This is a genomic window from Bifidobacterium intestinale (assembly GCF_023656765.1).
GTDB lineage: Bacteria > Actinomycetota > Actinomycetes > Actinomycetales > Bifidobacteriaceae > Bifidobacterium > Bifidobacterium hominis.
This window is the reverse complement of sequence record NZ_JAMOKR010000001.1, coordinates 316,798-338,531: the sequence shown is the minus strand read 5'-3', so window position 1 is coordinate 338,531 and position 21,734 is coordinate 316,798. Positions and strand designations below refer to the sequence as shown.

Sequence of the window (21,734 nt, the reverse complement as noted above, 5' to 3'; positions counted from 1 at the left end):
AACAAGATAATGGTGGAGTATTCCATGGCCTTGAGCGTGCCGGGAGGTGACAGGAGTGGGTAAGCCGTTGATTTCATTGGTTTTCCAACAAATGAACATTGCGTATGTTCACTTTGGGGATAAACATGAGGAAAATCTCATGTGAGTCTTGACACAGTTTTCATGGCTCACAATTCGAATGCGCGTTTGATGAAGGCGTTGACGGTGTTCCAATACAGTTCGGGATCCACGACGGATGCTTCCATATGGCGTGCGTCGGGAACCATGAGCTTTTCCCGATCGATGCTCGAGCACGCTTCGTAATTGATCTTGAGGAAACGTGAGCTCACGATGTCGTCCTGTTCGCCATGAATGAACAGCATCGGAATGACGGTATGTCTGAGCGACTGCAGACAGGTGGCTTCCGAAAAATCGTACCCTGCATAATGTTTGCAGAACAATCCCGTGGCATCCACGCATGCCGCGGCAAGCGGTTTCAGCAGATGCGACGAATGCCGAAGGTTGTCGATGAACACCATGCGTGCAGACGTGTAGCCGCTATCGACGATCGCGGACGCCACATTGCGCGGCAGACGCGGGTCTCCCGTCGTCATCATCACCGTTGCCGCGCCCATCGAACCGCCATACAGCAGGATACGGGCGTCGGCGTCACTCGACACGATAAGGTCGATCCAATTCAGTAGATCATTGCGTTCAAGCCAGCCCATGCCGACGTACCGTCCCTCGCTCAGGTCTTGGGCGCGCTGCGACGGAACCAATACGGTGAATCCCATGCGGGCGTAACGATGTGCCCATTTTGCGGTTTCCTCCGGCACGCCGGTATAGCCATGCATGCAGATCGCGTACAGGTGTGGTTTCGGCGCAGTGCAATCCGGATCGAACAGCCATCCATGCAGTCGAAGTCCATCATCGCTGGTAATCGTCACCGGCTGTTTGGCTTGCGAGAACCATTCTCCTGCTTCCTTTGCCTCACCCTGCTGAAGTTTCTCGATACGTTCCGGAGCAATCAGCGATTGATGGAAAACGGAACGTTTCCATTGCGTATCGATGCAGAAATGGAACAGGTATTTCGCAGTCGCAGCCAACGATGCGATACAGGCAGCCGCCACGGCTCCCGTGGCGATGCAAATATCACGAACGATTGTGCCATTGTCATGCTTCATTGCTGTCTCGATTCCTTGCGATTGACGGATTGTTCACAATTACTATCGATTGTACGTGCATACGGCGTTTTCGTGTGCTTTGACGGATTTTTCCATTTTTGATTTGTGACGTTTTCCGATGATGTCCGTCCCTGCCGTATACTGGTTGAATGTTGTCTTGGCGAGGGAAGCGTATGGCTTCCGTTATCGACTCGGCGTGTGATTCACAACTCCTTGCAGGAGCTCTTTCCACGGCTCGTTGATGCGCCGAAACAGAATGAACGAATACAACAAGGAGAAATAGCCCATGGCTACCACCATTACCCTCGAAGGTGCTGCCCGTACCGAGTTCGGCAAGGGCGCTGCCCGCCGCATGCGCGTTGCTAACCTCATTCCGGCCACTGTGTACGCAGGCGGCGAAGAGCCGGTCTTCGTGCAGCTGCCGATGAAGGAGACCACCCTGTCCCTGCGCCACACCAACGCTCTGTTCACCATCAAGTACGGTGAAGAGACCAAGATGGCCGTCGTCAAGGACGTTCAGCGCAACCCGGTGAAGCGCATCGTCGAGCACGTTGACTTCTATGAGGTCAAGGCCGGCGAGAAGATCGACGTCGAGGTGCCGGTGTTCGTTGAGGGCACCCCGAAGGGCGCTGCCGTCGCATTCGTCGACATTCAGGAGCTCAAGGTTCGCGCTGATGTCGCCAACCTGCCGGAGAAGATCGTGGTCAACGTTGACGGCCTGACCGACGGTTCCAAGGTCTTCGCCAAGGACGTCGTGCTGCCGGAAGGCGTTGTGCTCGACGTTGAGGATCCGGAAGAGTCCGTCGTCACCGTCGAGGTGCCGGAAGACGCTGCCGGTGAGGCTGCTCCGGTCGAAGCCGCTCCGGCTGCCGACGCTGAGTGAGCTCAGCTAGCTTAAGGAAGCAAACTTCCATCTTACGGTTTTGAAAAACCGTAAAAGATGATGAAAAGCCCATGTGCTCAGACGCACATGGGCTTTTTCGTACCCCGGCAACATCCGTTCTATGAGCTGGAAGGCATACGAAACTGACGGCGAATCCTGCATTTCTTACGCAATATTGGTATAACGGGTGGATACGGGCTATACTCGCCTATACGTTCAGTGAACCCGTATGGCACTGTCGGGTGCGAGGGGAACGTTTGCGTACTGCCGGAGACGGACTGCGTGACGATCCGTTTTCCCGGCAGCCATCCTGATGCCGCACATTAATGGACTATATCGAGAATCATCATTTGACGGTGGTAGGCTTCCCACGTGAGATCACACTGATCGACAATGGTCTGACGCAGGATTCCGGCAAATACGTGACGTGCATCAGCATTCCAATCGAATAACGACTAGTATGACTGACGGTGCACGGAAACAATGCACGAGAGACAAAGTGAGACGGTGCGGAAGAGAGAAACATTTGAATAAGCGTATTATTCGGCTTGATGTGGTGATGGTGGTATTCCTTGGCGGATGCGTCGGCACGGGACTGCGGTATGCGAGCTCGTTCATTGCGGACGTGGGCAGCTTTCACGTCGGCACATTCGCAGCTAATATGGTGGCCTGCTTTGTATATGCGGCGCTTTCCGCATGGCTGGGATCTTCCAGTCTGTTGAAAGGCCGTGCAAAAGAATACGTGAATCGTGGATTCGGCATGGGCATGTGCGGAGGCCTTTCCACCATGTCCACGCTCGCATTGGAAGAATTCATGATGATTGACGATCACGCGATTCCCAGCGTCCTCACCTATTGCTGCGCAACGTTCATTGTCGGTTTTGCGCTCGCCTATGCCGGTGCCTTATGCGGTTCGTGGTTGGCGGAACGAAACAAAGACGAACATGCTGACAAGGAGGCGATCCGATGAGCGTAATGCTTGCGATCGGCGTATGCGCATGCGGTGGCGTTGGCGCGGCCGCGCGCTATATCTGCGATTCGTATATCAAGGCATTGTGGCGCAAAACGTTCCCGCTTTCGACGTTTGCCATCAATGTTGTGGCCGGTCTGCTTGCCGGCTTGGTGGCGGGATTGTTCGCGGCGAACACCATAAGCCCCGACTGCCGCCTACTGCTCGCAACAGGATTTCTTGGTGGTTTCTCAACGTTCTCAACTATGATGAACGAGACGGTTACGCTCCTGCGCAATGGGAAAATCGCTTGTTTCATCGGTTATGCTCTGGCTTCGATCGTCGTGCCTGTCATGGCCGTTGCGTGCGGTTACTGGCTGGCCTGAGCCAACGTAAACGTGATTCCAAAATCATGTCCCAATGCAGAGACTGGCTTAAGTCCGCGCGTAACATGCAGCTACGCTCGGGGCTATGGAAATCACGTATACCGATGAAAAGAAGTTCACCAAAGAACAGACGCAGCAACTGTTCCGGTCCGTCGGATGGGTGTCGGGTGAATATCCGGAACGTCTGCACAAGGCTCTGATGGGATCGTCCACCGTGTTCAGCGCATGGGACGGCGACCGCTTGGTGGGCTTGGTGCGCGTGCTCGATGACACTGAGATGGTGGCTTACATGCATTACGTGCTGGTCGATCCGGAATATCAGGGTCATGGCATCGCAGGCCACTTGGTGGGCATGGTCAAAGAGAGATACCGCGACTACCTTTATATTGAAGTCATGCCGGAAGAAAGCAAGAACGCCACCTTCTATCAGAAGCACGGCTTCTCAATCATGGAAGACGGCGTGGCCATGCAGATCCGCAATCCGGGAGAACGCCGCTGAAACAAGCATCGTGACGCCAACAATCTTATTGCCCCCGTCTAATGACGGGGGTATTGCTTTTTCGAGTATCCGCCAATACATTGGAGGGTTGGGCGGAGCATTTGGTCATTTTCGTACCCCCTATGTGGTCTTTTTCCAGCAAGTTCTGCCATATATAGGCGAGATGTCCCCGGTCAAGTTCACAAATCTGCCATATGTAGCGCGGATACGTGCATAGGGGGGCGTCTTGTCGATGCTGCCCGCGGATGGCGGGCAGAGGTTGCGCCGCTGTGCTGTTTCCGGGGTAAAGGAAGTTGATGCACCATGGCAGTTAACAGCAGTTCCCTAGGCCTCCTGACAGTGCCCAACCCTGGGAGCTCTTGTTAGCCGAACGAAGCTGCGGTGGGTGCCGACCGGCGTGAGGGCGGCAACTTTTTCGCAGGATGTTTCTTCCTATCTCATATCGCGAACGCTTGTAATCGAAAGAGATTATGATGTGGGAAAGTTACTAACCAGAACCGGTGCCACAAGCACTGGAATACCAACAACCGCTGGCCGCTTTCGGGCGGCTGCAACAAGAAGAAGTAAAGAATGACTGAACAGAATCATCACGATCCGGCAGAGCTTGACAAGCTCACCGAGAAGTTCACCGTGCTCCCGAACGAAAACCCGGCATCCGACGCCAAACGTGCCGAACTCATCGACAAGCCGGCATTCGGTCAGGTCTTCTCCGACAACATGGCCCACATGACTTGGACCAAGGGCGAAGGCTGGGGAGACCGCCGCATCGAGCCGTATGCGCCGCTGAAGATGGATCCGGGCGCATCCGTTCTGCACTACGCTCAGGAATGCTTCGAAGGTCTGAAGGCCTACCGTCATGCCGATGGTTCCACCTGGCTGTTCCGTCCGGATGCGAACGCCGAGCGTTTCCAGAACTCTGCCAAGCGTCTGTACCTGCCGGAACTGCCGATCGACGATTTCATCGGTTCCGTGGCTGCCCTCGTCAAGCGTGACGTGAACTGGGTTCCGACCCGCCGCGAGTACACCCTGTACATGCGTCCGTTCATGTTCGCTTCCGAGCCGTTCCTCGGCGTGCGTGCTCCGCAGGAAGTGGACTACTGCGTGATCGCATCTCCGTCCGGCCCGTACTTCCCAGGCGGCGTGAAGCCGGTCAGCATCTGGGTTGAAGACAAGTGGTTCCGCACCGGCCCTGGCGGCACCGGCTTCGCCAAGTGCGGTGGCAACTACGCCGCATCCCTGCTGGGCGAATACACCGGCATCGACCACGGCTGCGAGCAGGTCTGCTTCGTCGACGCCGCTACCAAGACCTACCTCGAGGAGCTTGGCGGCATGAACATGATGGTCGTGCACAAGGACGGCCACGTGGAGACCCCGTCTCTGACCGGCAACATTCTGCCGGGCGTGACCCGTCGCTCCCTGATTCAGCTCATCCAGGACAACGGCCACGACGTGGTCGAAACCATGATCGCTCTGGACCAGTTGCTCGAAGACATCAAGTCCGGCGAAGTCACCGAGGTGTTCGCTTGCGGTACCGCAGCCATCATCACCCCGATCGGTCGTTTCAAGTCCGAGAAGTTCGACGTGACCGTTGCCGACGGCAACTCCGGCGAATTCACCGTGAACCTGCGCAACCAGCTGCTGGGCATCCAGCTTGGCGAGATCGAGGATCCGCACAACTGGATGTGGAAGGTCTGCTGATTTCTCGCGACTGACTTTTATGGGTTCTGACCCCGCGTGAGGGCGGAACATATATTGCTCGACACACTCAAGGCCGTTCGGCCAAGCCTACGGTCGAGCAACACATGTTCCGTCCTCACGCTTTGTCTGTGTACGATGGGAAGTCGCGAAATCCGAAAGTGAGGGAAGGGAAAGGGAAGCATGCCGGTGGCGTTGGAAAGTAATGCCTTCTTCTGGGGGATTGAGTATTTGGCGACGTTCTGCTGCGGCATGTGCGGCGGACTCGCTGCCGTGCGCAAAGGCTACGACATTTTCGCGATTCTCGTCACCACATGGCTCACCGCACTGGGCGGAGGCATCATCCGTGACTTGCTGTTGGGTATTTCGCCACCAGTCGGCGTATCAGACAAGGGTTTGGTGATCGTCGCGCTGCTCGCTTCGGTGGCTGTAGCGGTGTGCCATCCCGAAATCAACAAGCTCAAATGGTCCATGCTGTCGTTGGACGCTCTGGCATTGGGATTGTATGCGGTCAACGGTACCAGCAAAGCCATGATGTACCACACGTCAGGCATGACCGCGGTTTTTCTCGGCATGTTCACCGCGCTTGGAGGTGGCCTGATTCGAGACATGCTCATCAACGAAGTGCCGATGGTGATTCGTGACAAACATTGGTATGCGGTTCCATCTGCCGTGGGGTGCGTACTGACGGTGCTTGTCTGCAAAGGCGTGGACGCTGGAATCGTCAGTTTTCCAGCCGAAGTGGTGCTTGATCTGCTGATCGTCGCATTGATGGTCAGCATGCGATTGGTATCGGTGATTTTCGATATTCAGCTTCCGGGAGCGCTGGTGCGTCATAATACGTATCTGCCAAGTGAAGCGAAATATCTGAAACGACCGGTCATTCATTCTGATAAGGATTCCGACAAACGCAAGTACGGCAAGCGCAAGTAGCAGAGAAAAATAGTAGTGTATCAATCGACGATGCAATCTGCGCAACAAAAAAATCCCGCAGGAAAAACCTGCGGGATTTTCGTTAGCTGTGAGCTTCTAAAACTCAGAGAGCGTTGATGGCCACGGCAAGACCGGACTTGCGGTTAGCAGCCTGGTTCTTGTGGATCACGCCAGCGCCAGCAGCCTTGTCGAGCTTCTGAGCTGCGACCTTGTAGGCGGCTTCTGCTGCGGACTTATCGCCGGCGGCGATAGCTTCACGGGTGGCGCGAACGGCAGTCTTCAGGCTGGACTTCACGGCCACGTTGCGCTTGTGGGCCTTCTCGTTGGTGAGAACGCGCTTCTTCTGCGACTTGATGTTTGCCACTATTTCTCCAAACGACGTTTTCTATAAGGACATACAAACGATGATGATAACATGGCGCGCGGATAAATTGCCAACGGGCTTAGGAGTGTCGCGACTCACCATGCCGATACTAGCGGTTAGAATCGTTTGCGTCGAATATTTCAAGAGGAGGATGGCGTGGGCCAGCAGCATAACCAGCCCGGTTTCACCGATCAGTCGTTGATTCGCAATTTCTGCATCATCGCGCATATCGATCACGGCAAGTCCACGGTGGCAGACCGTATTCTGCAGCTCAGCGGCATCGTGCCCGAACGTGAGATGCGTGATCGTTTCCTGGATCGTATGGATATTGAGCAGGAGCGTGGCATCACCATCAAATCGCAGGCTGTGCGCGTGCCGTGGACGTTCGACGGCACCGAATATACCCTCGGCATGATCGACACTCCAGGCCACGTCGATTTCACTTATGAGGTTTCCCGCGCTCTCGCCGCATGCGAAGGCGCAGTGCTGCTCGTCGACGCGACGCAGGGCATCGAAGCGCAGACCCTGTCGAACCTGTATATGGCCATCGACCATGATCTGGCCATCATTCCTGTACTAAACAAAATCGATCTTCCCAGCGCGGAACCAGACAAGCATGCCGAGGAAATCGCAGGCCTGATCGGCTGCGATCCTTCCGAAGTGCTGCGCGTGTCCGGCAAAACCGGCGAAGGCGTGGCCGAACTGCTCGACCGCATTGTTGCCGACGTTCCTGCACCAACCGGCGATCCGGAAGCTCCCGCGCGTGCGCTGATCTTCGACTCCGTCTACGACTCCTACCGCGGCATCGTCACCTACATTCGTATGGTCGATGGCGAGTTGCGTTCCCGTGAGAAACTGCACATGATGGGTATTGGCATGACCCATGATCCGATTGAAATCGGCGTGATCAGCCCAGACATGATGCCTACAAAGGCGCTTGGTGCGGGTGAGGTCGGTTATGTTATCACCGGCGCGAAAGACGTCAGCCAGTCCAAGGTGGGCGACACCATCACTTCCGCGCTCAAGCCTGCGGCCGATCCGCTCGAAGGCTATCGTGACCCGCAGCCCATGGTCTACGCTGGCCTGTTCCCAATCGACAACGCGCAGTATCCGGAACTTCGTGAGGCGCTCGATAAGCTCAAGCTCAACGACGCGGCTTTGATCTACGAGCCGGAAACGTCCGTGGCGTTGGGCTTCGGTTTCCGCTGCGGCTTCCTTGGCCTGCTGCATATGGAAATCGTGACTGAACGACTGAGCCGCGAATTCGATCTCGACTTGATCTCCACCGCACCGAACGTGCCATACGAGGTCACCGCGGAAGACAATTCCGTGCATCGTGTGACCAATCCGAGCGAATTCCCCGACGGCAAGATCAAGCAGATCGTCGAACCGATGGTTGCCGCCGACATCATCACGCCGAAGGAATTCATCGGCGCCGTCATGGACCTGTGCCAGGACCATCGTGGCCAAATGGGCACCATGGAATACATTTCCGCCGACCGTGTGGAAATGCATTATCGAATTCCGCTGGCCGAAATCGTATTCGACTTCTTCGACCAGTTGAAGAGCCGCACCAAGGGTTACGCGTCGCTGGACTACCATGAGGACGGCGAACAGTCCGCCGATCTGGTGAAGGTTGACATTCTCATCCAGGGCGAGAAGGTCGATGCGTTCAGCGCCATCGTGCATAAGGATAAGGCGTATTCCTACGGTGTGATGATGACGAAGAAGCTGCGTGAGCTCATCCCTCGCCAGCAGTTCGAAATCCCGATTCAGGCCGCCATCGGCTCCCGCATCATCGCGCGCGAGAACATTCGCGCCTTGCGTAAGGACGTGCTTGCCAAGTGCTATGGCGGCGACATTTCCCGTAAGCGCAAGCTGCTCGAAAAGCAGAAGGCCGGCAAGAAACGCATGAAGATGCTCGGCCATGTCGAGGTGCCGCAGGAGGCGTTCATCGCCGCATTGTCGACCGGAGATGCCGGCAATGACCGTGATACCAAAGACAAGATTCGTGCAGCCCAGAAGACCGAAGGCTGATGTTCGAAGTCTACATTCACGTACCGTTCTGCATGCGTCGCTGTGGGTACTGTGATTTCAACACGTATACCGCCGTCGATATGGGAGCGGGCGCATCGCGCGGCAACTACGCCAACATGGTGATTCGAGAAATGTCGATCGTTCGCGATTGGCAGAGCTCGCACGGCATTGACGAACCGGAAGCGGCCACCGTCTTCTTCGGCGGTGGCACGCCCACGATTCTGAAAGCCTCGGATCTGGTGGCTATGTTGAATGCAGTGCGCGATACGTGGAGCATTGCCGAGAATGCGGAAATCACCACCGAAGCGAATCCGGACACGGTGAACGCCGATTATGTGAAGGAACTCGCGGACGGCGGCTTCAACCGTATTTCCTTCGGTATGCAGTCGGCCGTGCCAAGCGTGCTGAAAACTTTGGACCGTACCCATACCCCAGCCAATGTTGCGGCAGGGGTTGCGGCCGCGAATGCCGCAGGCATGCGATCCAGCGTCGATTTGATCTACGGCGCACCGGGGGAGAGCCTTGACGATTGGAGGACTTCCGTACGCACGGCGATTGATTTAGGCGTCAACCATATTTCGGCATATGCGTTGACGGTTGCTCCGAATACGAAAATGGGCCGTCAGATCGCTGCGGGAACATTGCCCACACCCGATGACGACGATGAGGCAACCAAATATGAGATCGCCGACGATCTGTTGGGAGCGGCCGGTCTTGAATGGTACGAGATCAGCAATTGGGCACGCCCCGGCTATGAATCGCAACATAATCTTGGCTACTGGCGCAATGTCGACTGGGCCGGACTCGGACCGGGTGCGCACAGCCACTATGGCAATGTGCTGGGTGTCGAACAGTCTGCGCCGGAGGAAAAAACCGAAACAGTCAAAACTTCGGGTTTGCGCAGCTGGGATATCGCACATCCACGCATGTGGGGGCAGGCTATCAACGCCGGCGATGTGCCATGGTCGGGAAGTGAACGAATCTCCAAAGAGGAGAACCTCGAAGAAATCATCATGCTTGGTCTGCGCATGCGTGAAGGCCTTGATTTGAGCCGCCTTGGAAACACGGCTGATATGGCTCGCATCCAACCCATGGAAGACGAAGGTCTTATCGTGATCCGTGACGGACGTGTGATTCCAACCCGAACCGGACGCCTGCTCAACGACACCATCATCGAGCGTTTCTTCGACGCCTGCTCGTTGTAATGCCGATAATCCTCTGACGAATTGGTTTTAGATGGCCCATCTTGGTATGGGCGGATACAGTGTGCAGATTGAAACGGGCCTCGGATGCAGGTTGTTGCATTCGAGGCCCGATGGCATAGCGCCTCGAACGAGGCTGTCGCCGGATGTTCACAATCAGCGCATCGTGAGTCCGCCATCGACATGCAATGTCTGTCCGGTGATGAAACGCGCATCCTCACCCACCAGCATCGCTACGCCCCCTGCGATGTCGTCGGCGGTGGCGAGCCGTCCCAAAGGCGTCTGTTCGATGATATGTTCGCGAATATCTTCAGTAGTGGCGCGGCTTGAATCCGTGCCTACGGTCAGACCTGCGGCGATGGCATTCACCGTGATGCCCCACGCGCCGGCTTCCTGCGCCAGCGAGCGTGTGAGCCCGATGAGTGCGCCTTTGGCGGCTATGTAGTCGTGGTAGGGGACGATGGGGCTGTCGACGAGGTTGCTGGAGATGTTGACGATACGTCCCCATGATTGGCGTCGCATGTATGGCAGTGTGGCTGTGCAGGTGTTGTAGGTGCCTTTGAGGCATCCTTCGAGTTGGATTGCATAGTCGTTCCAGCCGGTGTTGTCGAAGGTACTGCGGTTGCGCGGGTCGAACGAGTAGTGACTGAGTGCGTTGTTGATGAGGATGTCGATGCTGCCGAAAGTGTTGGCTGTGGTTTGCGTGAGTTCGTTGACTTGGTCTAGGTCGGTCACGTCTGCCTTGCATACGATGATGCGTCCTTGCGCTGCGGCGTCGTGTTCGATATGTTGCATGGTCTGTTGCGCGCGTTCGTTGTTGCTTAGGTAGTCGATGGTCACGTTGGCGCCGAGTTGCGCGAGTCTTAGTGCGATTGCGGCGCCGATGCCTCGGCTTGCTCCGGTGACGATGGCTGTTTTGCCGGTGAGCGGTCGACTTGTGGGTTGCTGGTTCATGGGGTTTCCTTGGGATTATTCGTAGTCGATGTCGAAGGTGTCGGAATAACGGTCGGTGTTGCGTTCGATGTCGACGGCTCTGACAAGATCGAGGATGTTGAATCCGCCATCGTGGTGCCATCCGGATTTCGCACGGTTCATTTCGCCGATGGGACAGATGCGATCGATGCCGTATTCGCCCACGTGCTGCGCAAGCGTGAACAGTCTGGATGAGCTGGCGGCGATCGCGCAGGTTTGCAGCCAAACGCGATATGGTTTCAACGTTGGCAGCGCGTTTTCGAGCTGGTCCACGGCGACGAGGTTGATGGTGCGGTTGAGTGGGGTCGCCAATGAGGTGAGACTGTCGGTATTGGGGAAGTAGAGTACGGTCCAGTTGGTGCCTTGCGGCGATTCGATGACGAACGGCGCCTGTAGGTTGCTTTGGGCCACGGAACCGTCTGATGCCGGTGCCGCCATGAACAGCGCCTTCATTTCGGTTTCTGAACGCGCTCTGCGTATGGCGAGCGATTCTTCATCGGAGGGGGTGGATCTTGGATATTTGTGCTGCTGCGAGTCGAGTTCGCGGGCAAGCAGTTCGGCGGTTTGCGCGGGGGAGATGGCTCCGCCTCGTTCCACGAAGATGGTTTGCGGCGCCAAACAGCTTTGTTGGTCGTAGGTGGCCACGTCCACGGCCATGCGGTGCACGGTCTGCACATGCGTGTCCGCGCGCAATGCTTCGCGGCCAATCAGTGAGAAGCCAATGCGAGCACCATAGCTGAGGAACGGTTTGCCGGCGCCGACACGTGGACGGATGGCTTCGGTGGTGTGCGAAGAACCGTAGGCGATCACGGCGTTCGCTTCGCCGATCGCCATGTCTTCAAGTTCCACAGTGCCGCCGCGCCATGGCACCACGGCCAAAGCGTCAGCAAGATCCGGATCGATTTGCGCCAAGGAGCGCGCGAAGAGCACGGGCATCAGCGGCTCGTCGAACGAGGATTTGCCGATGATCGCGCTTTTCGTCAGCAAACTCATGGTCATGCTCCACACAGGAATGCCGGGAACATTGCTGGAGAACACGTGGAACGTCAGATCCGGTCCGTACAGGCGCGTGTATCCGCCGGACTTGTTCGGACGGTATTCATCCAGCATGCGCGGGCTCGACAGCTCATCGTCGAGAAAACGCAACAGCTCGCGTCTACGGAACATGCGCATGTAACGTTTCAACTCGATGCGCGTCATCGTCGGATCATAGCCGGTAATGGAGGGAATCAACGATTCGGCAAGCAGACGTCCCTCATAATCGGGATCCGTCCACAATGCCACAGCCTTACCGATAACATCCACAATGCGTTCGACGGAATATGCCGACAGTGCCTGCAGCCGATTACGACGTACCGTCCCGCACAAATCACGGATTATCTCCGCAGTGAGCACCGGATATCGTAACGTGACCTCACCATGATCGGTGATGATGTCGCGCGTTTCGAAATCCTGAAACACGAAACCGCGCGGCGCATGGAAAACATCGATGACGCTCATGCGTTCGCCGCCATCACCTCATCGACGGCGATGGAGCAGCCACGTGCCTCCGCACCCTTCGCACGACCATTGAGTTCGTAACCGGAAGCGGTGCGCACGCCAAGATCCTCCGTCAAAATCGCCAGGCAGGAATTCCAATTCGCCAAATCGTAATGCGCGATCACACCCTGCTTGCCGTCGGGAACAGGCATGAGGGTCGCCGGATCGAGAAACACGGAACGAACCCACGACGGCGTGGCCTTCAAATAATTCGACGAGCCATCCGTATAGTACGACAGCAGATTCTGATCGTAAATCTGTGAACTCAACTCCGTCATACCATACATGTTCACACAGTGCGTGCGCGCGACGCCGAACACTTCAGAGAACCTCGCATACAGGTCATCGACCGTCATATCGGTTTTTGTGCTCTTGAATCCACCGGTATCGAACACACGCGAATCCTTCGCCAACGCATAGGTCTTGCCCTGCTTGGCAAGATAGTCAAGCAGATACAGGTATGCGGACGAGGCACCCATCAGCATCACCGGCTCGCCATCGGCCACCGCCTGATTGAGGAATCTCTCCACGCCCGCGAAGTCCAAGCCATCCTCATGGAAGAAGAAGCCGCTGCCCTCGCTACCGCACCGCTCCACCGCACGCGTCAGATAACGGGCCAACGAACCATTATGATTCATCTCCCAAGCGGGGGAGAGCACTGCGATGCGTATACGCTCGCGGTCCGGCATGATGAAATGACGGAACGGGCCGATCATCGAAGCGTCCCACACCTCAAGATCAGGATGATAGTTGCGTCCACGCTGGCCAGGATGCGTGGTGCCGCTGGTCATAAACACGGCCTCGCACTCCGTCTCGGGAACCGAAGTGAGCGTCAGCATCTTGAACCCATCCACCGGCATCGGTGGAATATCCATCCAGCTGGACAACGTCTGCGGAGTCACCCTGCGAGACATGCAATACGCGTGATACTGCATGTTATGAGCGTACTGAAAAGCGAAAATCTGTCGTGCGAGTGCGTCGAACGCCTCATCCGGCGCGGTTTCGCATCCGTATTTTTCGATGAACTCAAGCACATCTGCCTTGACCTGCTGCGCTTCAGTGTTTAGCGACATCGATGTCATGATGCAATGTTCCTTTCCTATGTTGAATTTCGGTAACGGTTGGCCATGAATCAAGCTTGTGCCTGATCCCCGTTGTTGCCCACGCCTGTTTTGCGACGATTGATTAGATTCGGCAAATCGATCAGCAACGCTTTGAGAATCACCACGCAGAACGCGCCGACCAGAATCGAATTAGAGAAGAACACGTGAGCGCCGCCCTCAAGACCGCTCAATGCGTTCGGCAACGCGATACCCAACAGCAGTGACAAGCCGATGACTACTTGGGATCGGTCGTCCGGCTCTGCCTTGCGCAGTGTATTGAAGCCCGTACTGATCAGGCTCGCTGCAGCCGGAAGGAAAATGCCGCCGATTACAGGGGAGGGAATCAGCGACAACATCGCGCCGGCTTTCGGCACGAAACCAAGTGCCACAAACACCACACCGGCGATGATCACCGGCACGCGTGTGTGGGACTTGCCCTCATCCGTAACCTTCAGTAAAGCGACATTCTGTGGATATGCGGTAGTGGTGAAGCCACCGATCAGCGAAGAAATAGCGGAACCAGCCGCTTCGCCGGACAAACCATAACGAACCTGGCGATCCTCAAGCTTGACGCCTTGAATCTCGCTGGCCGCCTGATACACGCCAAGCGCTTCCATAATCGCAACCATATATGCGATGAAGAACGGTACAAAAACCGCAGCATCAAAATCAAAACCGCCATATGGCATGATCTGAGGAAGACCGAACCAAGGCTTGGACGCAACCCCGGAAAAATCCGCCATGCCAAACACTATGGAGAGCGAAGTGCCGACAACCAGCGCAATCAAATAGGAAAGCGCCCTGACCATGCCTTTGCCGAACTGGGAAAGCACCACCACCAACACGCAAGTCACCACAGACACGGCCAGCGTCTTCGGATCAGCGAACTCGTCATCGCCGGGAGCGCCGCCAAGAAACTCACTCAATGTGAAACTCGACAGCGAAACGCCCACCAGAAAAATAATCACGCCGGAAACCATCGGCGCAAATAGAAAACGCATCTTCTCAATCACACGAGTCAGACACAACACCAGAAAAATCAGCGAACTAACAAAAATCGACGTGCCAGCCGCAGCCAACGAACCGGCGGTACCAGCGGCAATCATCAACGCGTCAAACGCGGCAGACGGACCTTGCACAATCGGCAGACGCACCAATTTCGTGGCCTGAATCAACGTGACCAAACCGGACACGATGAAAATGGCGTTCACCATATTCGAAGACAAGGCCAACGGCAACCCAATGGCACCGGCCACAAATACCGGATCAAGCCACACATTAGACACCAACACATGCTGCAAGCCCAGCAAAACGTTCTTTGGAGTGAGCTTCTTCGAATCGGATCCGCTCTGAACGGACGGTTGCGACATGGCAGACATGCCAATTCCCTCTCTTCCTTACGGGGGCGACCAGTCTATGATCGCCGACACAGGGGAACGCATGTGCGCACTGTTCGTGACATTCCTACGCAGGCATTACCCTGATCAGGTATGAGGGTCCGGGCAAAGCCCGTCTCAGCCACATATCGACTCCCCCTGTGCTATTCGGACAGGCAACCAGCATAACGGCATGCGTCGATACTTGGATGAGTTGGCATGAGAGCCCAGTGCGTTGTGAATTCTCCACATTTCCTCAAGAAAATGTACCTTGACTTTTCTGGGTATTCGTTATATGGACACGGAAATATCCACGACACAAAGGCGCGCTATTCTAAACCGCGCATTAAAGAACCGCAAGACTTTTCTTGCCCAAAAACATTGAAGGTGGTTTCGGTGACTTTCCACACCCCGTTAGATCTCACGATCCATGATTCCCAAGGTATGTACGATCCCGGCGCCGAGCATGACGCCTGCGGCGTGGGTATGGTCACCACCCTCAACAAGCGCCCCGAACGCAAAATCGTCGACGACGCCATTGAAGTGCTCGTCAACCTCAACCACCGTGGCGCGGTCGGCGCCGAAGAAAACACCGGCGACGGCGCGGGCATCCTCATGAGCATGCCCGACGAATTCATGCGCGCCACCGCAGGCGTCGAACTACCCGAAGAAGGCCACTACGCCGCCGGCATCGCGTTCCTCGACCGAGACATCGCCACCTCCGGCCAACAAGAACAGGCCATCGCCAAAATCGTGCGCGAAGAAGGCCTCGAAGTACTCGCATGGCGCGTCGTACCCACCAACCCGGACGGACTCGGACTGCAGGCGCTCGCCAGCATGCCCGCGTTCAAGACGCTGGTCGTGGCCGACCCCGAAGGGCAGCTCGCCGGCATCGAACTGGACCGCAAGACGTTCCGCATCCGCAAGCGTGTGGAACACGAGGTGGGCATCTACTTCGCGTCCCTTTCCGCACGCACCATCACCTACAAGGGCATGCTCACCACCATGCAGCTCAAACCCTTCTTCCTGGACCTTTCCGATGAGCGCATGAAGGCGAAGATCGCCATCGTGCACTCCCGTTTCTCCACCAACACGTTCCCGAGCTGGCCGCTCGCACAGCCGTTCCGCCAGCTGGCTCACAACGGCGAGATCAACACCATCCAGGGTAACCGTAACTGGCTGTCCGCGCGAGAAGGCCGCCTGAGCTCCGAACTGCTTGGCGAATTCAAGCCGTTGCTGCCAATCGCGACCCCGGGCTACTCCGACTCCGGCACGTTCGACGAATGCCTCGAACTGCTGCACCTGTCCGGACGTTCCATGCCGCATGCCATCTCCATGATGTTGCCGCCGGCATGGGAGAAGAACGACCAGCTCGATCCCGACGTTAGGGCGTTCTACGAATACAACAACACACTGATCGAACCGTGGGACGGCCCCGCGCACATCATCTTCACCGACGGCACTCAGGTCGGCGCGTTGCTCGACCGCAACGGCTTCCGCCCCGGCCGCTGGCAGCTCACCGACGACGGTTACATCGTGCTCGCCTCCGAAACCGGCGTGCTTCCGGAGAACGCCGAGGAGCACATCGTGTCCAAGGGCCGCTTGGAGCCGGGCAAGATGTTCCTCGTCGACACCGATGAAGGCCGCATCATCCCCGACGAAGAAATCAAGAAGAACCTCGCTGCCCAGCATCCGTACCGCCAGTGGGTCGAAGGCAACACCGTCGAGATGAGCCAGCTGCCCAAGCGCGAGCACGTCAACCACTCCGGTCAGTCCGTGCAGCGCCGTCAGCGCGCCTTCGGCTACACCGAAGAGGACCTGAAGCTGCTGCTCGCCCCGATGGCCAACACCGGTAAGGAACCGCTCGGATCCATGGGCAACGACGCGCCTATGGCCGCGCTCTCTTCCCGCAGCCGCATGCTGTTCGACTACTTCACCCAGAAGTTCGCGCAGGTTACCAACCCGCCGCTCGACTGGGAACGCGAAAAGATCGTGACCTGCCTCGAATCCGCCATCGGTCCCGAGCCGAACCTGCTGGCCGATTCCGAACTGCACGCCAAGAAGATCCTCATTCCGTTGCCGGTGCTCAACTCCGACGAAATGGCGCAGCTCAAGCGCCTCGACCGCGCCAAGATCCTCGGCGGCTACTACAAGCCGTTCGTCGTCAAGGGTCTTTATCAGGTCGCAGGCGGCGGTAAGGCACTGAAGGAACGTCTTGAGGAAATCTTCCAGGAAGTCGATGAGGCCATCGCAAACGGGTCCAACTTCCTTGTGCTCTCCGACCGTGAATCCAACTACACGTGGGGACCGATTCCATCACTGCTGCTCACTTCCGCGGTGCAGCACCACCTGCTGCGCAGACACACGCGTACCCAGATCTCCATGGTCGTGGAGGCCGGCGATGTGCGCGAAATCCACCATGTCGCTCTGCTGATCGCCTACGGCGCGGCAGCAGTCAACCCGTATCTGGCGTTCGAATCCGTCGAAGACCTGTCCCGCAATGGGTATCTCAACGTCGATGCCGAAACCGCAGTGAAGAACCTGACCAACGCGCTGTCCACCGGCGTGCTCAAGATCATGGCCAAGATGGGCGTCTCCACCATCATGAGCTACCGTGGCGCGCAGTTGTTCGAAGCCATCGGCCTGAACAAGGACGTCATCGACAAATACTTCACCGGCACCACCTCCCGCGTCGGCGGCGTCGGACTCGACGAACTGGCCGAAGAGGTTGCCATTCGTCACCGTGTGGCCTACCCGTCGCAGTGGACCGCCCGTCCGCACCGCAACCTGCGCACCGGCGGCGAGTACAAGTGGCGCCGCACCGGCGAGGATCACCTCAATGATCCTGAGGCCATCTTCCTGCTGCAGCAGTCCACCCAGCGCGGTGATTACGACATGTTCAAGAAGTATTCGGCGCACATCAACGACACCTCCAACCGTCTGATGACGCTGCGCGGACTGATGAAGTTCAAGTCCGACCGCAAGCCGATCGACATCAGCGAGGTCGAGCCGGCCAGCGAGATCGTCAAGCGTTTCTCCACCGGCGCCATGAGCTACGGATCCATCTCCCAGGAAGCGCATGAGACCCTCGCTATCGCGATGAACACCATCGGTGCACGTTCTAACTCCGGCGAAGGTGGCGAATCCGAGGATCGCATCAACGATCCGCTGCGCTACAGCAAGATCAAGCAGATCGCATCGGCGCGCTTCGGCGTGACCAGCGATTACCTCGTGCACGCCACTGATTTGCAGATCAAGCTCGCCCAAGGCGCCAAGCCGGGTGAGGGTGGCCACCTTCCGGGAGCCAAGGTCCCGCCGTGGATCGCCAAGGTGCGTCACGCGACCCCGGGCGTAGAGCTCATCTCCCCGCCGCCGCACCACGACATCTATTCCATCGAGGATCTGAAGCAGCTGATCAACGATGCGAAGATGGCGAATCCGAAGGCTCGCGTGCACGTCAAGCTCGTCTCCGAATTCGGCGTCGGCACCATCGCCGCCGGCGTGGCCAAGTGCCATGCCGACGTGGTGCTGATCTCCGGCTACGACGGCGGCACCGGCGCGGCTCCGCTCAACGCCATCAAGCACGCCGGCACCCCATGGGAGATCGGCCTGTCCGAAACCCAGCAGACGCTCGTGCTCAACGGCCTGCGTTCGCGCATCACCGTGCAGTGCGACGGCGAGCTCAAGACCGGACGCGACGTGGTGATCGCAGCCCTGCTTGGCGCCGAGGAATTCGGCTTCGCCACCGCCGCATTGATCGTCGAAGGCTGCGTCATGATGCGCGCCTGCCAGAAGAACACCTGCCCGCAGGGCATCGCCACCCAGGATCCCGAACTGCGCGCACGCTTCAAGGGCAAGCCGGAGCACGTTATCAACTTCTTCATGTTCATTGCCGAAGAAGTGCGCGAACTGCTCGCACAGCTTGGCTTCCGCACCTTGGAGGAGGCTGTCGGCCATGTCGAATGCCTCGATCAGAACGAAGCGATCAAGCGTTGGAAGTCCGACGGCATCGATTTGAGCAACGTGCTGATGCAGCCGGGACCGGTTCCGGGAACCATCCTGCATCAGACCATCGAGCAGAACCACGAGCTCGACAAGGCGCTCGACAACAAGCTCATCGAGCTTGCGCAGCCAGCCCTTGAGAAGAAGGAGCCGGTGCGCATCGAGATGCCAATCCGCAACGTGTACCGTACGCTTGGCACCATGGTCGGCTACGAGATCACCAAGCGCTACGGCGAGGAAGGTCTGCCGGACGACACCATCGACATGACCTTCCACGGTGCGGGCGGCCAGTCCATCGGCGCGTTCATCCCACGCGGCGAAACCATCCGCATATACGGCGAAGTCAACGACTACGCAGGCAAGGGCTTGTCCGGAGGCCGCATGGTCGTGCGTCCGGAAGCGGGCATCACCTTTGATCCGCATGAGAACGTGATTGCAGGCAATGTCACCGGTTTCGGCGCCACCTCTGGCCAGATGTTCGTGGCGGGACGCGCCGGCGAACGCTTTGGCGTACGCAACGGCGGCGCCACCTTCGTGGTGGAAGGCGTCGGTGACCACGGATGCGAATACATGACTGGCGGCACCGTCGTGATTCTCGGTCCCACGGGACGTAACCTCGGCGCAGGCTTCTCCGGCGGTCACGTGTACGTGCTCGATCTCGACATGAAGCAGGTCAACCCGGCAGCCGCCACCAACGGCGCACTGCTGTTCGAACCGCTCGACAGTGAGTCGGACGAAATCGTGCACGGCCTGGTCAAGCAGCACGCGGAAGAGACCGGCTCCGCATTCGCGGCCGGACTGCTCGCCGACTGGAAGAATGTATCCAAGCGATTCACGCACATCGTGCCGAAGCACTTCCTCGCCATGCAGAAGGCGATGAAGAACGCCGAAGAGAACAATATCGATTTCAATACGCCCGGCGTCTGGGAACAGGTGTACGAGCAGGTTATGGAAGGAGCGCGCTGACATGGGAGATCCACGTGGATTCCTGAAGGTCCGTACCCGTCGCGAACTGGCCGAACGCCCCGTCGAGGAGCGAATCAAGGATTGGTTCGACGTCCACGCCGAATCCGGCCTGCAACCTTGGACCACCGAACAGGCGGCCCGATGCATGGATTGCGGCACGCCGTTCTGCATGAACGGCTGCCCACTGGGCAACATCATTCCAGAATTCAACGATCTGGTCCGCCAGGAGAAGTGGGAGGATGCGTACAACCGCCTGTCCGAGACGAACAACTTCCCTGAGGTCACCGGCCGCATCTGCCCCGCGCTGTGCGAGGCCGCCTGCGTGCTGGGCATCCACCAGCCGCCGACCATGATCAAGAACGACGAATGCACGATCATCGATCAGGCATGGGATCTCGACTATGTCAAGCCGTTGCCTCCGCAGCGTCTGACCGACCAGACCGTCGCAGTGGTCGGCTCCGGCCCATCCGGTCTGGCATGCGCCCAGCAGCTCACCCGCGCCGGCCACACCGTGGTCGTATACGAGCGTGATGACGCCATCGGCGGTCTGATGCGCTACGGCATTCCGAACTTCAAACTCGACAAGCGGCTCATTGACCGCCGTGTGGAACAGATGGAGGCCGAAGGCACTGTGTTCCGCACCGGCGTGGAGATCGGCAAAGACATCTCTTGGGACGATTTGCGCTCCCGCTACGATGCCGTGGTCGTCGCCATCGGTTCCACCGTGCCGCGCGATATGAAGATTCCGGGCCGTGAACTCAAGGGCATCCACTTCGCCATGGAGTTCCTGCCTGATGCAACCCGCCGCGTCTACGGCGTTAAGCCAGTCAATGACATCACCGCCGAAGGCAAGCATGTCGTGATCATCGGCGGCGGCGATACCGGATCCGACTGCTTGGGCACGTCCATTCGCCAAGGCGCCAAAGATGTCACCGTGCTGCAGATCATGCCGCAGGAACCAAGCGAACGCCCGGCCAACCAACCGTGGCCGACTTTCGCACGCCTGTACCAGAAGACCTCCTCCATGGAGGAAGGTTTTGAAACTCAGCGTGCCGAATACGTGTACAGCACGGATTCCGTGAACTTCGTCGGCATCGAAGAGGAACAGGCCAAGGTGAAGGTGGAGCACTCCACCGCCACCGAAGGCTTCGTGGCCGACGAGAACGGACATGTGACCGGTCTCAAGGTCGTGAACGTGGCACCCGGCGAAAACGGCCCATTCACCCGCCAGCCGGGCACCGAACGCGTGATTCCGGCCGATCTGGTGCTCATCTCCGTCGGCTTCCTGCATCCGGACACCACCACGCTCGTGGATCAGCTGCCCGTCGACCTCGACGGACGCGGCAATGTGGCTCGCAACGATAAGTTCGCCACCAGCCAGGATGGCGTATTCGCCTGCGGCGACGCCGGCCGCGGCCAGAGCCTCGTGGTATGGGCCATTTCCGAAGGCCGCTCCTGCGCGGCTGCCGTGGATGAATACCTCACCGGTGCCACTGAACTTCCGGCGCCCATCGTGGCTTCCAAAAGGCCGATGATGCTGCCGCGCTGATTCGACGACGACACCAGGATCCAAGTGGTCTTCATCCGCATCCATCGGCATGCGGATGAAGACCACTTTTCCTATAGGCAACGTTTTCCTTGAATTGATATGACTGAAGCGTGGAA

17 protein-coding genes and 1 riboswitch are annotated in these 21,734 nt (G+C 57.7%); of the genes, 11 read left to right on the top strand and 6 right to left on the bottom strand.

Annotation, left to right across the window (positions count from 1 at the left end; genetic code table 11):
• Nucleotides 1-167: 167 nt before the first annotated feature.
• Entirely contained in the window at nt 168-1,163 is a 996-nt protein-coding gene (locus tag NBH13_RS01415; RefSeq protein WP_099570624.1) for an alpha/beta hydrolase, read from the bottom strand.
• Nucleotides 1,164-1,449: 286 nt separating this feature from the next.
• Here NBH13_RS01415 and NBH13_RS01410 point away from each other — a divergent pair, with 286 nt between their 5' ends.
• The 7 genes from NBH13_RS01410 (at nt 1,450) to NBH13_RS01385 (ending at nt 6,508) form a co-directional block, all read left to right on the top strand.
• Entirely contained in the window at nt 1,450-2,046 is a 597-nt protein-coding gene (locus tag NBH13_RS01410) for a 50S ribosomal protein L25/general stress protein Ctc (RefSeq protein WP_099570623.1), read from the top strand.
• A gap of 326 nt (nt 2,047-2,372) precedes the next feature.
• The gene (locus NBH13_RS08660) at nt 2,373-2,498 is read left to right on the top strand and encodes a hypothetical protein (RefSeq protein ID WP_260805437.1); all 126 of its coding nucleotides are present in this window, start codon (nt 2,373-2,375) and stop codon (nt 2,496-2,498) included.
• Between the two features lie 8 nt (nt 2,499-2,506).
• Nucleotides 2,507-3,016: a fluoride efflux transporter FluC gene (locus NBH13_RS01405; RefSeq protein ID WP_186291075.1), complete on the top strand. Its 510-nt coding sequence runs from the start codon at nt 2,507-2,509 to the stop codon at nt 3,014-3,016.
• Nucleotides 3,013-3,381, top strand: coding sequence for a fluoride efflux transporter CrcB (crcB, locus tag NBH13_RS01400; protein WP_144090649.1), 369 nt, complete (start codon nt 3,013-3,015; stop codon nt 3,379-3,381). Before NBH13_RS01405 ends, crcB begins: the two co-directional genes overlap by 4 nt.
• Nucleotides 3,382-3,466: 85 nt before the next feature.
• Complete coding sequence (locus tag NBH13_RS01395; RefSeq protein WP_144165616.1) at nt 3,467-3,880, top strand: GNAT family N-acetyltransferase; 414 nt, start codon at nt 3,467-3,469, stop codon at nt 3,878-3,880.
• A gap of 570 nt (nt 3,881-4,450) precedes the next feature.
• Complete coding sequence (locus tag NBH13_RS01390; RefSeq protein WP_003835037.1) at nt 4,451-5,578, top strand: branched-chain amino acid aminotransferase; 1,128 nt, start codon at nt 4,451-4,453, stop codon at nt 5,576-5,578.
• 180 nt (nt 5,579-5,758) lie between these two features.
• Nucleotides 5,759-6,508 carry a trimeric intracellular cation channel family protein gene (locus NBH13_RS01385; protein ID WP_250778594.1) on the top strand — a complete coding sequence of 250 codons (750 nt, stop codon included), beginning with the start codon at nt 5,759-5,761 and terminating at the stop codon, nt 6,506-6,508.
• Between the two features lie 103 nt (nt 6,509-6,611).
• Here NBH13_RS01385 and rpsT read toward each other — a convergent pair whose 3' ends face one another.
• Nucleotides 6,612-6,872 carry a 30S ribosomal protein S20 gene (gene rpsT, locus NBH13_RS01380; protein ID WP_003835031.1) on the bottom strand — a complete coding sequence of 87 codons (261 nt, stop codon included), beginning with the start codon at nt 6,870-6,872 and terminating at the stop codon, nt 6,612-6,614.
• 156 nt (nt 6,873-7,028) lie between these two features.
• On the opposite strand from rpsT, the gene lepA reads away from it, so the two are divergent.
• Together lepA and hemW are read left to right on the top strand one after the other, a co-directional pair.
• Nucleotides 7,029-8,909 carry a translation elongation factor 4 gene (gene lepA / locus NBH13_RS01375; protein WP_099570618.1) on the top strand — a complete coding sequence of 627 codons (1,881 nt, stop codon included), beginning with the start codon at nt 7,029-7,031 and terminating at the stop codon, nt 8,907-8,909.
• The gene (gene hemW, locus NBH13_RS01370) at nt 8,909-10,114 is read left to right on the top strand and encodes a radical SAM family heme chaperone HemW (protein WP_099570617.1); all 1,206 of its coding nucleotides are present in this window, start codon (nt 8,909-8,911) and stop codon (nt 10,112-10,114) included. Before lepA ends, hemW begins: the two co-directional genes overlap by 1 nt.
• Nucleotides 10,115-10,267: 153 nt before the next feature.
• On the opposite strand, the gene NBH13_RS01365 is transcribed toward hemW, so the two are convergent.
• The 4 genes from NBH13_RS01365 to NBH13_RS01350 are packed head-to-tail and all read right to left on the bottom strand — an operon-like array spanning nt 10,268 to nt 15,104.
• Complete coding sequence (locus NBH13_RS01365; RefSeq protein WP_250778587.1) at nt 10,268-11,065, bottom strand: SDR family oxidoreductase; 798 nt, start codon at nt 11,063-11,065, stop codon at nt 10,268-10,270.
• A gap of 15 nt (nt 11,066-11,080) precedes the next feature.
• Nucleotides 11,081-12,583, bottom strand: coding sequence for an acyl-CoA reductase (locus NBH13_RS01360; RefSeq protein WP_099570615.1), 1,503 nt, complete (start codon nt 12,581-12,583; stop codon nt 11,081-11,083).
• Complete coding sequence (locus tag NBH13_RS01355; protein ID WP_250778585.1) at nt 12,580-13,695, bottom strand: LuxE/PaaK family acyltransferase; 1,116 nt, start codon at nt 13,693-13,695, stop codon at nt 12,580-12,582. The genes NBH13_RS01360 and NBH13_RS01355 overlap by 4 nt, the downstream gene beginning before the upstream one ends.
• Nucleotides 13,696-13,754: 59 nt before the next feature.
• Nucleotides 13,755-15,104, bottom strand: a complete 1,350-nt coding sequence (locus NBH13_RS01350) for a solute carrier family 23 protein (RefSeq protein WP_250778583.1) — start codon at nt 15,102-15,104, stop codon at nt 13,755-13,757.
• 65 nt (nt 15,105-15,169) lie between these two features.
• Nucleotides 15,170-15,271: riboswitch (TPP riboswitch) on the bottom strand.
• 226 nt (nt 15,272-15,497) lie between these two features.
• Between NBH13_RS01350 and gltB the strand changes: the two genes are divergently transcribed.
• On the top strand, nt 15,498-20,069 hold the full coding sequence (gene gltB / locus NBH13_RS01345) for a glutamate synthase large subunit (RefSeq protein WP_144171377.1): 4,572 nt from the start codon (nt 15,498-15,500) through the stop codon (nt 20,067-20,069).
• A gap of 1 nt (nt 20,070) precedes the next feature.
• Nucleotides 20,071-21,618 carry a glutamate synthase subunit beta gene (locus tag NBH13_RS01340; RefSeq protein ID WP_099570611.1) on the top strand — a complete coding sequence of 516 codons (1,548 nt, stop codon included), beginning with the start codon at nt 20,071-20,073 and terminating at the stop codon, nt 21,616-21,618.
• Nucleotides 21,619-21,734: the final 116 nt, after the last annotated feature.

What these genes read in the sequence shown, in the direction of transcription:
- NBH13_RS01415 (WP_099570624.1), bottom strand. Translation starts at nt 1,163, where the DNA reads ATGAAGCATGACAATGGCACAATCGTTCGTGATATTTGCATCGCCACG.
- NBH13_RS01410 (WP_099570623.1), top strand. Translation starts at nt 1,450, where the DNA reads ATGGCTACCACCATTACCCTCGAAGGTGCTGCCCGTACCGAGTTCGGC.
- NBH13_RS08660 (WP_260805437.1), top strand. Translation starts at nt 2,373, where the DNA reads ATGGACTATATCGAGAATCATCATTTGACGGTGGTAGGCTTCCCACGT.
- NBH13_RS01405 (WP_186291075.1), top strand. Translation starts at nt 2,507, where the DNA reads ATGACTGACGGTGCACGGAAACAATGCACGAGAGACAAAGTGAGACGG.
- crcB (WP_144090649.1), top strand. Translation starts at nt 3,013, where the DNA reads ATGAGCGTAATGCTTGCGATCGGCGTATGCGCATGCGGTGGCGTTGGC.
- NBH13_RS01395 (WP_144165616.1), top strand. Translation starts at nt 3,467, where the DNA reads ATGGAAATCACGTATACCGATGAAAAGAAGTTCACCAAAGAACAGACG.
- NBH13_RS01390 (WP_003835037.1), top strand. Translation starts at nt 4,451, where the DNA reads ATGACTGAACAGAATCATCACGATCCGGCAGAGCTTGACAAGCTCACC.
- NBH13_RS01385 (WP_250778594.1), top strand. Translation starts at nt 5,759, where the DNA reads ATGCCGGTGGCGTTGGAAAGTAATGCCTTCTTCTGGGGGATTGAGTAT.
- hemW (WP_099570617.1), top strand. Translation starts at nt 8,909, where the DNA reads ATGTTCGAAGTCTACATTCACGTACCGTTCTGCATGCGTCGCTGTGGG.
- NBH13_RS01365 (WP_250778587.1), bottom strand. Translation starts at nt 11,065, where the DNA reads ATGAACCAGCAACCCACAAGTCGACCGCTCACCGGCAAAACAGCCATC.
- NBH13_RS01360 (WP_099570615.1), bottom strand. Translation starts at nt 12,583, where the DNA reads ATGAGCGTCATCGATGTTTTCCATGCGCCGCGCGGTTTCGTGTTTCAG.
- NBH13_RS01355 (WP_250778585.1), bottom strand. Translation starts at nt 13,695, where the DNA reads ATGTCGCTAAACACTGAAGCGCAGCAGGTCAAGGCAGATGTGCTTGAG.
- NBH13_RS01350 (WP_250778583.1), bottom strand. Translation starts at nt 15,104, where the DNA reads ATGTCTGCCATGTCGCAACCGTCCGTTCAGAGCGGATCCGATTCGAAG.
- NBH13_RS01340 (WP_099570611.1), top strand. Translation starts at nt 20,071, where the DNA reads ATGGGAGATCCACGTGGATTCCTGAAGGTCCGTACCCGTCGCGAACTG.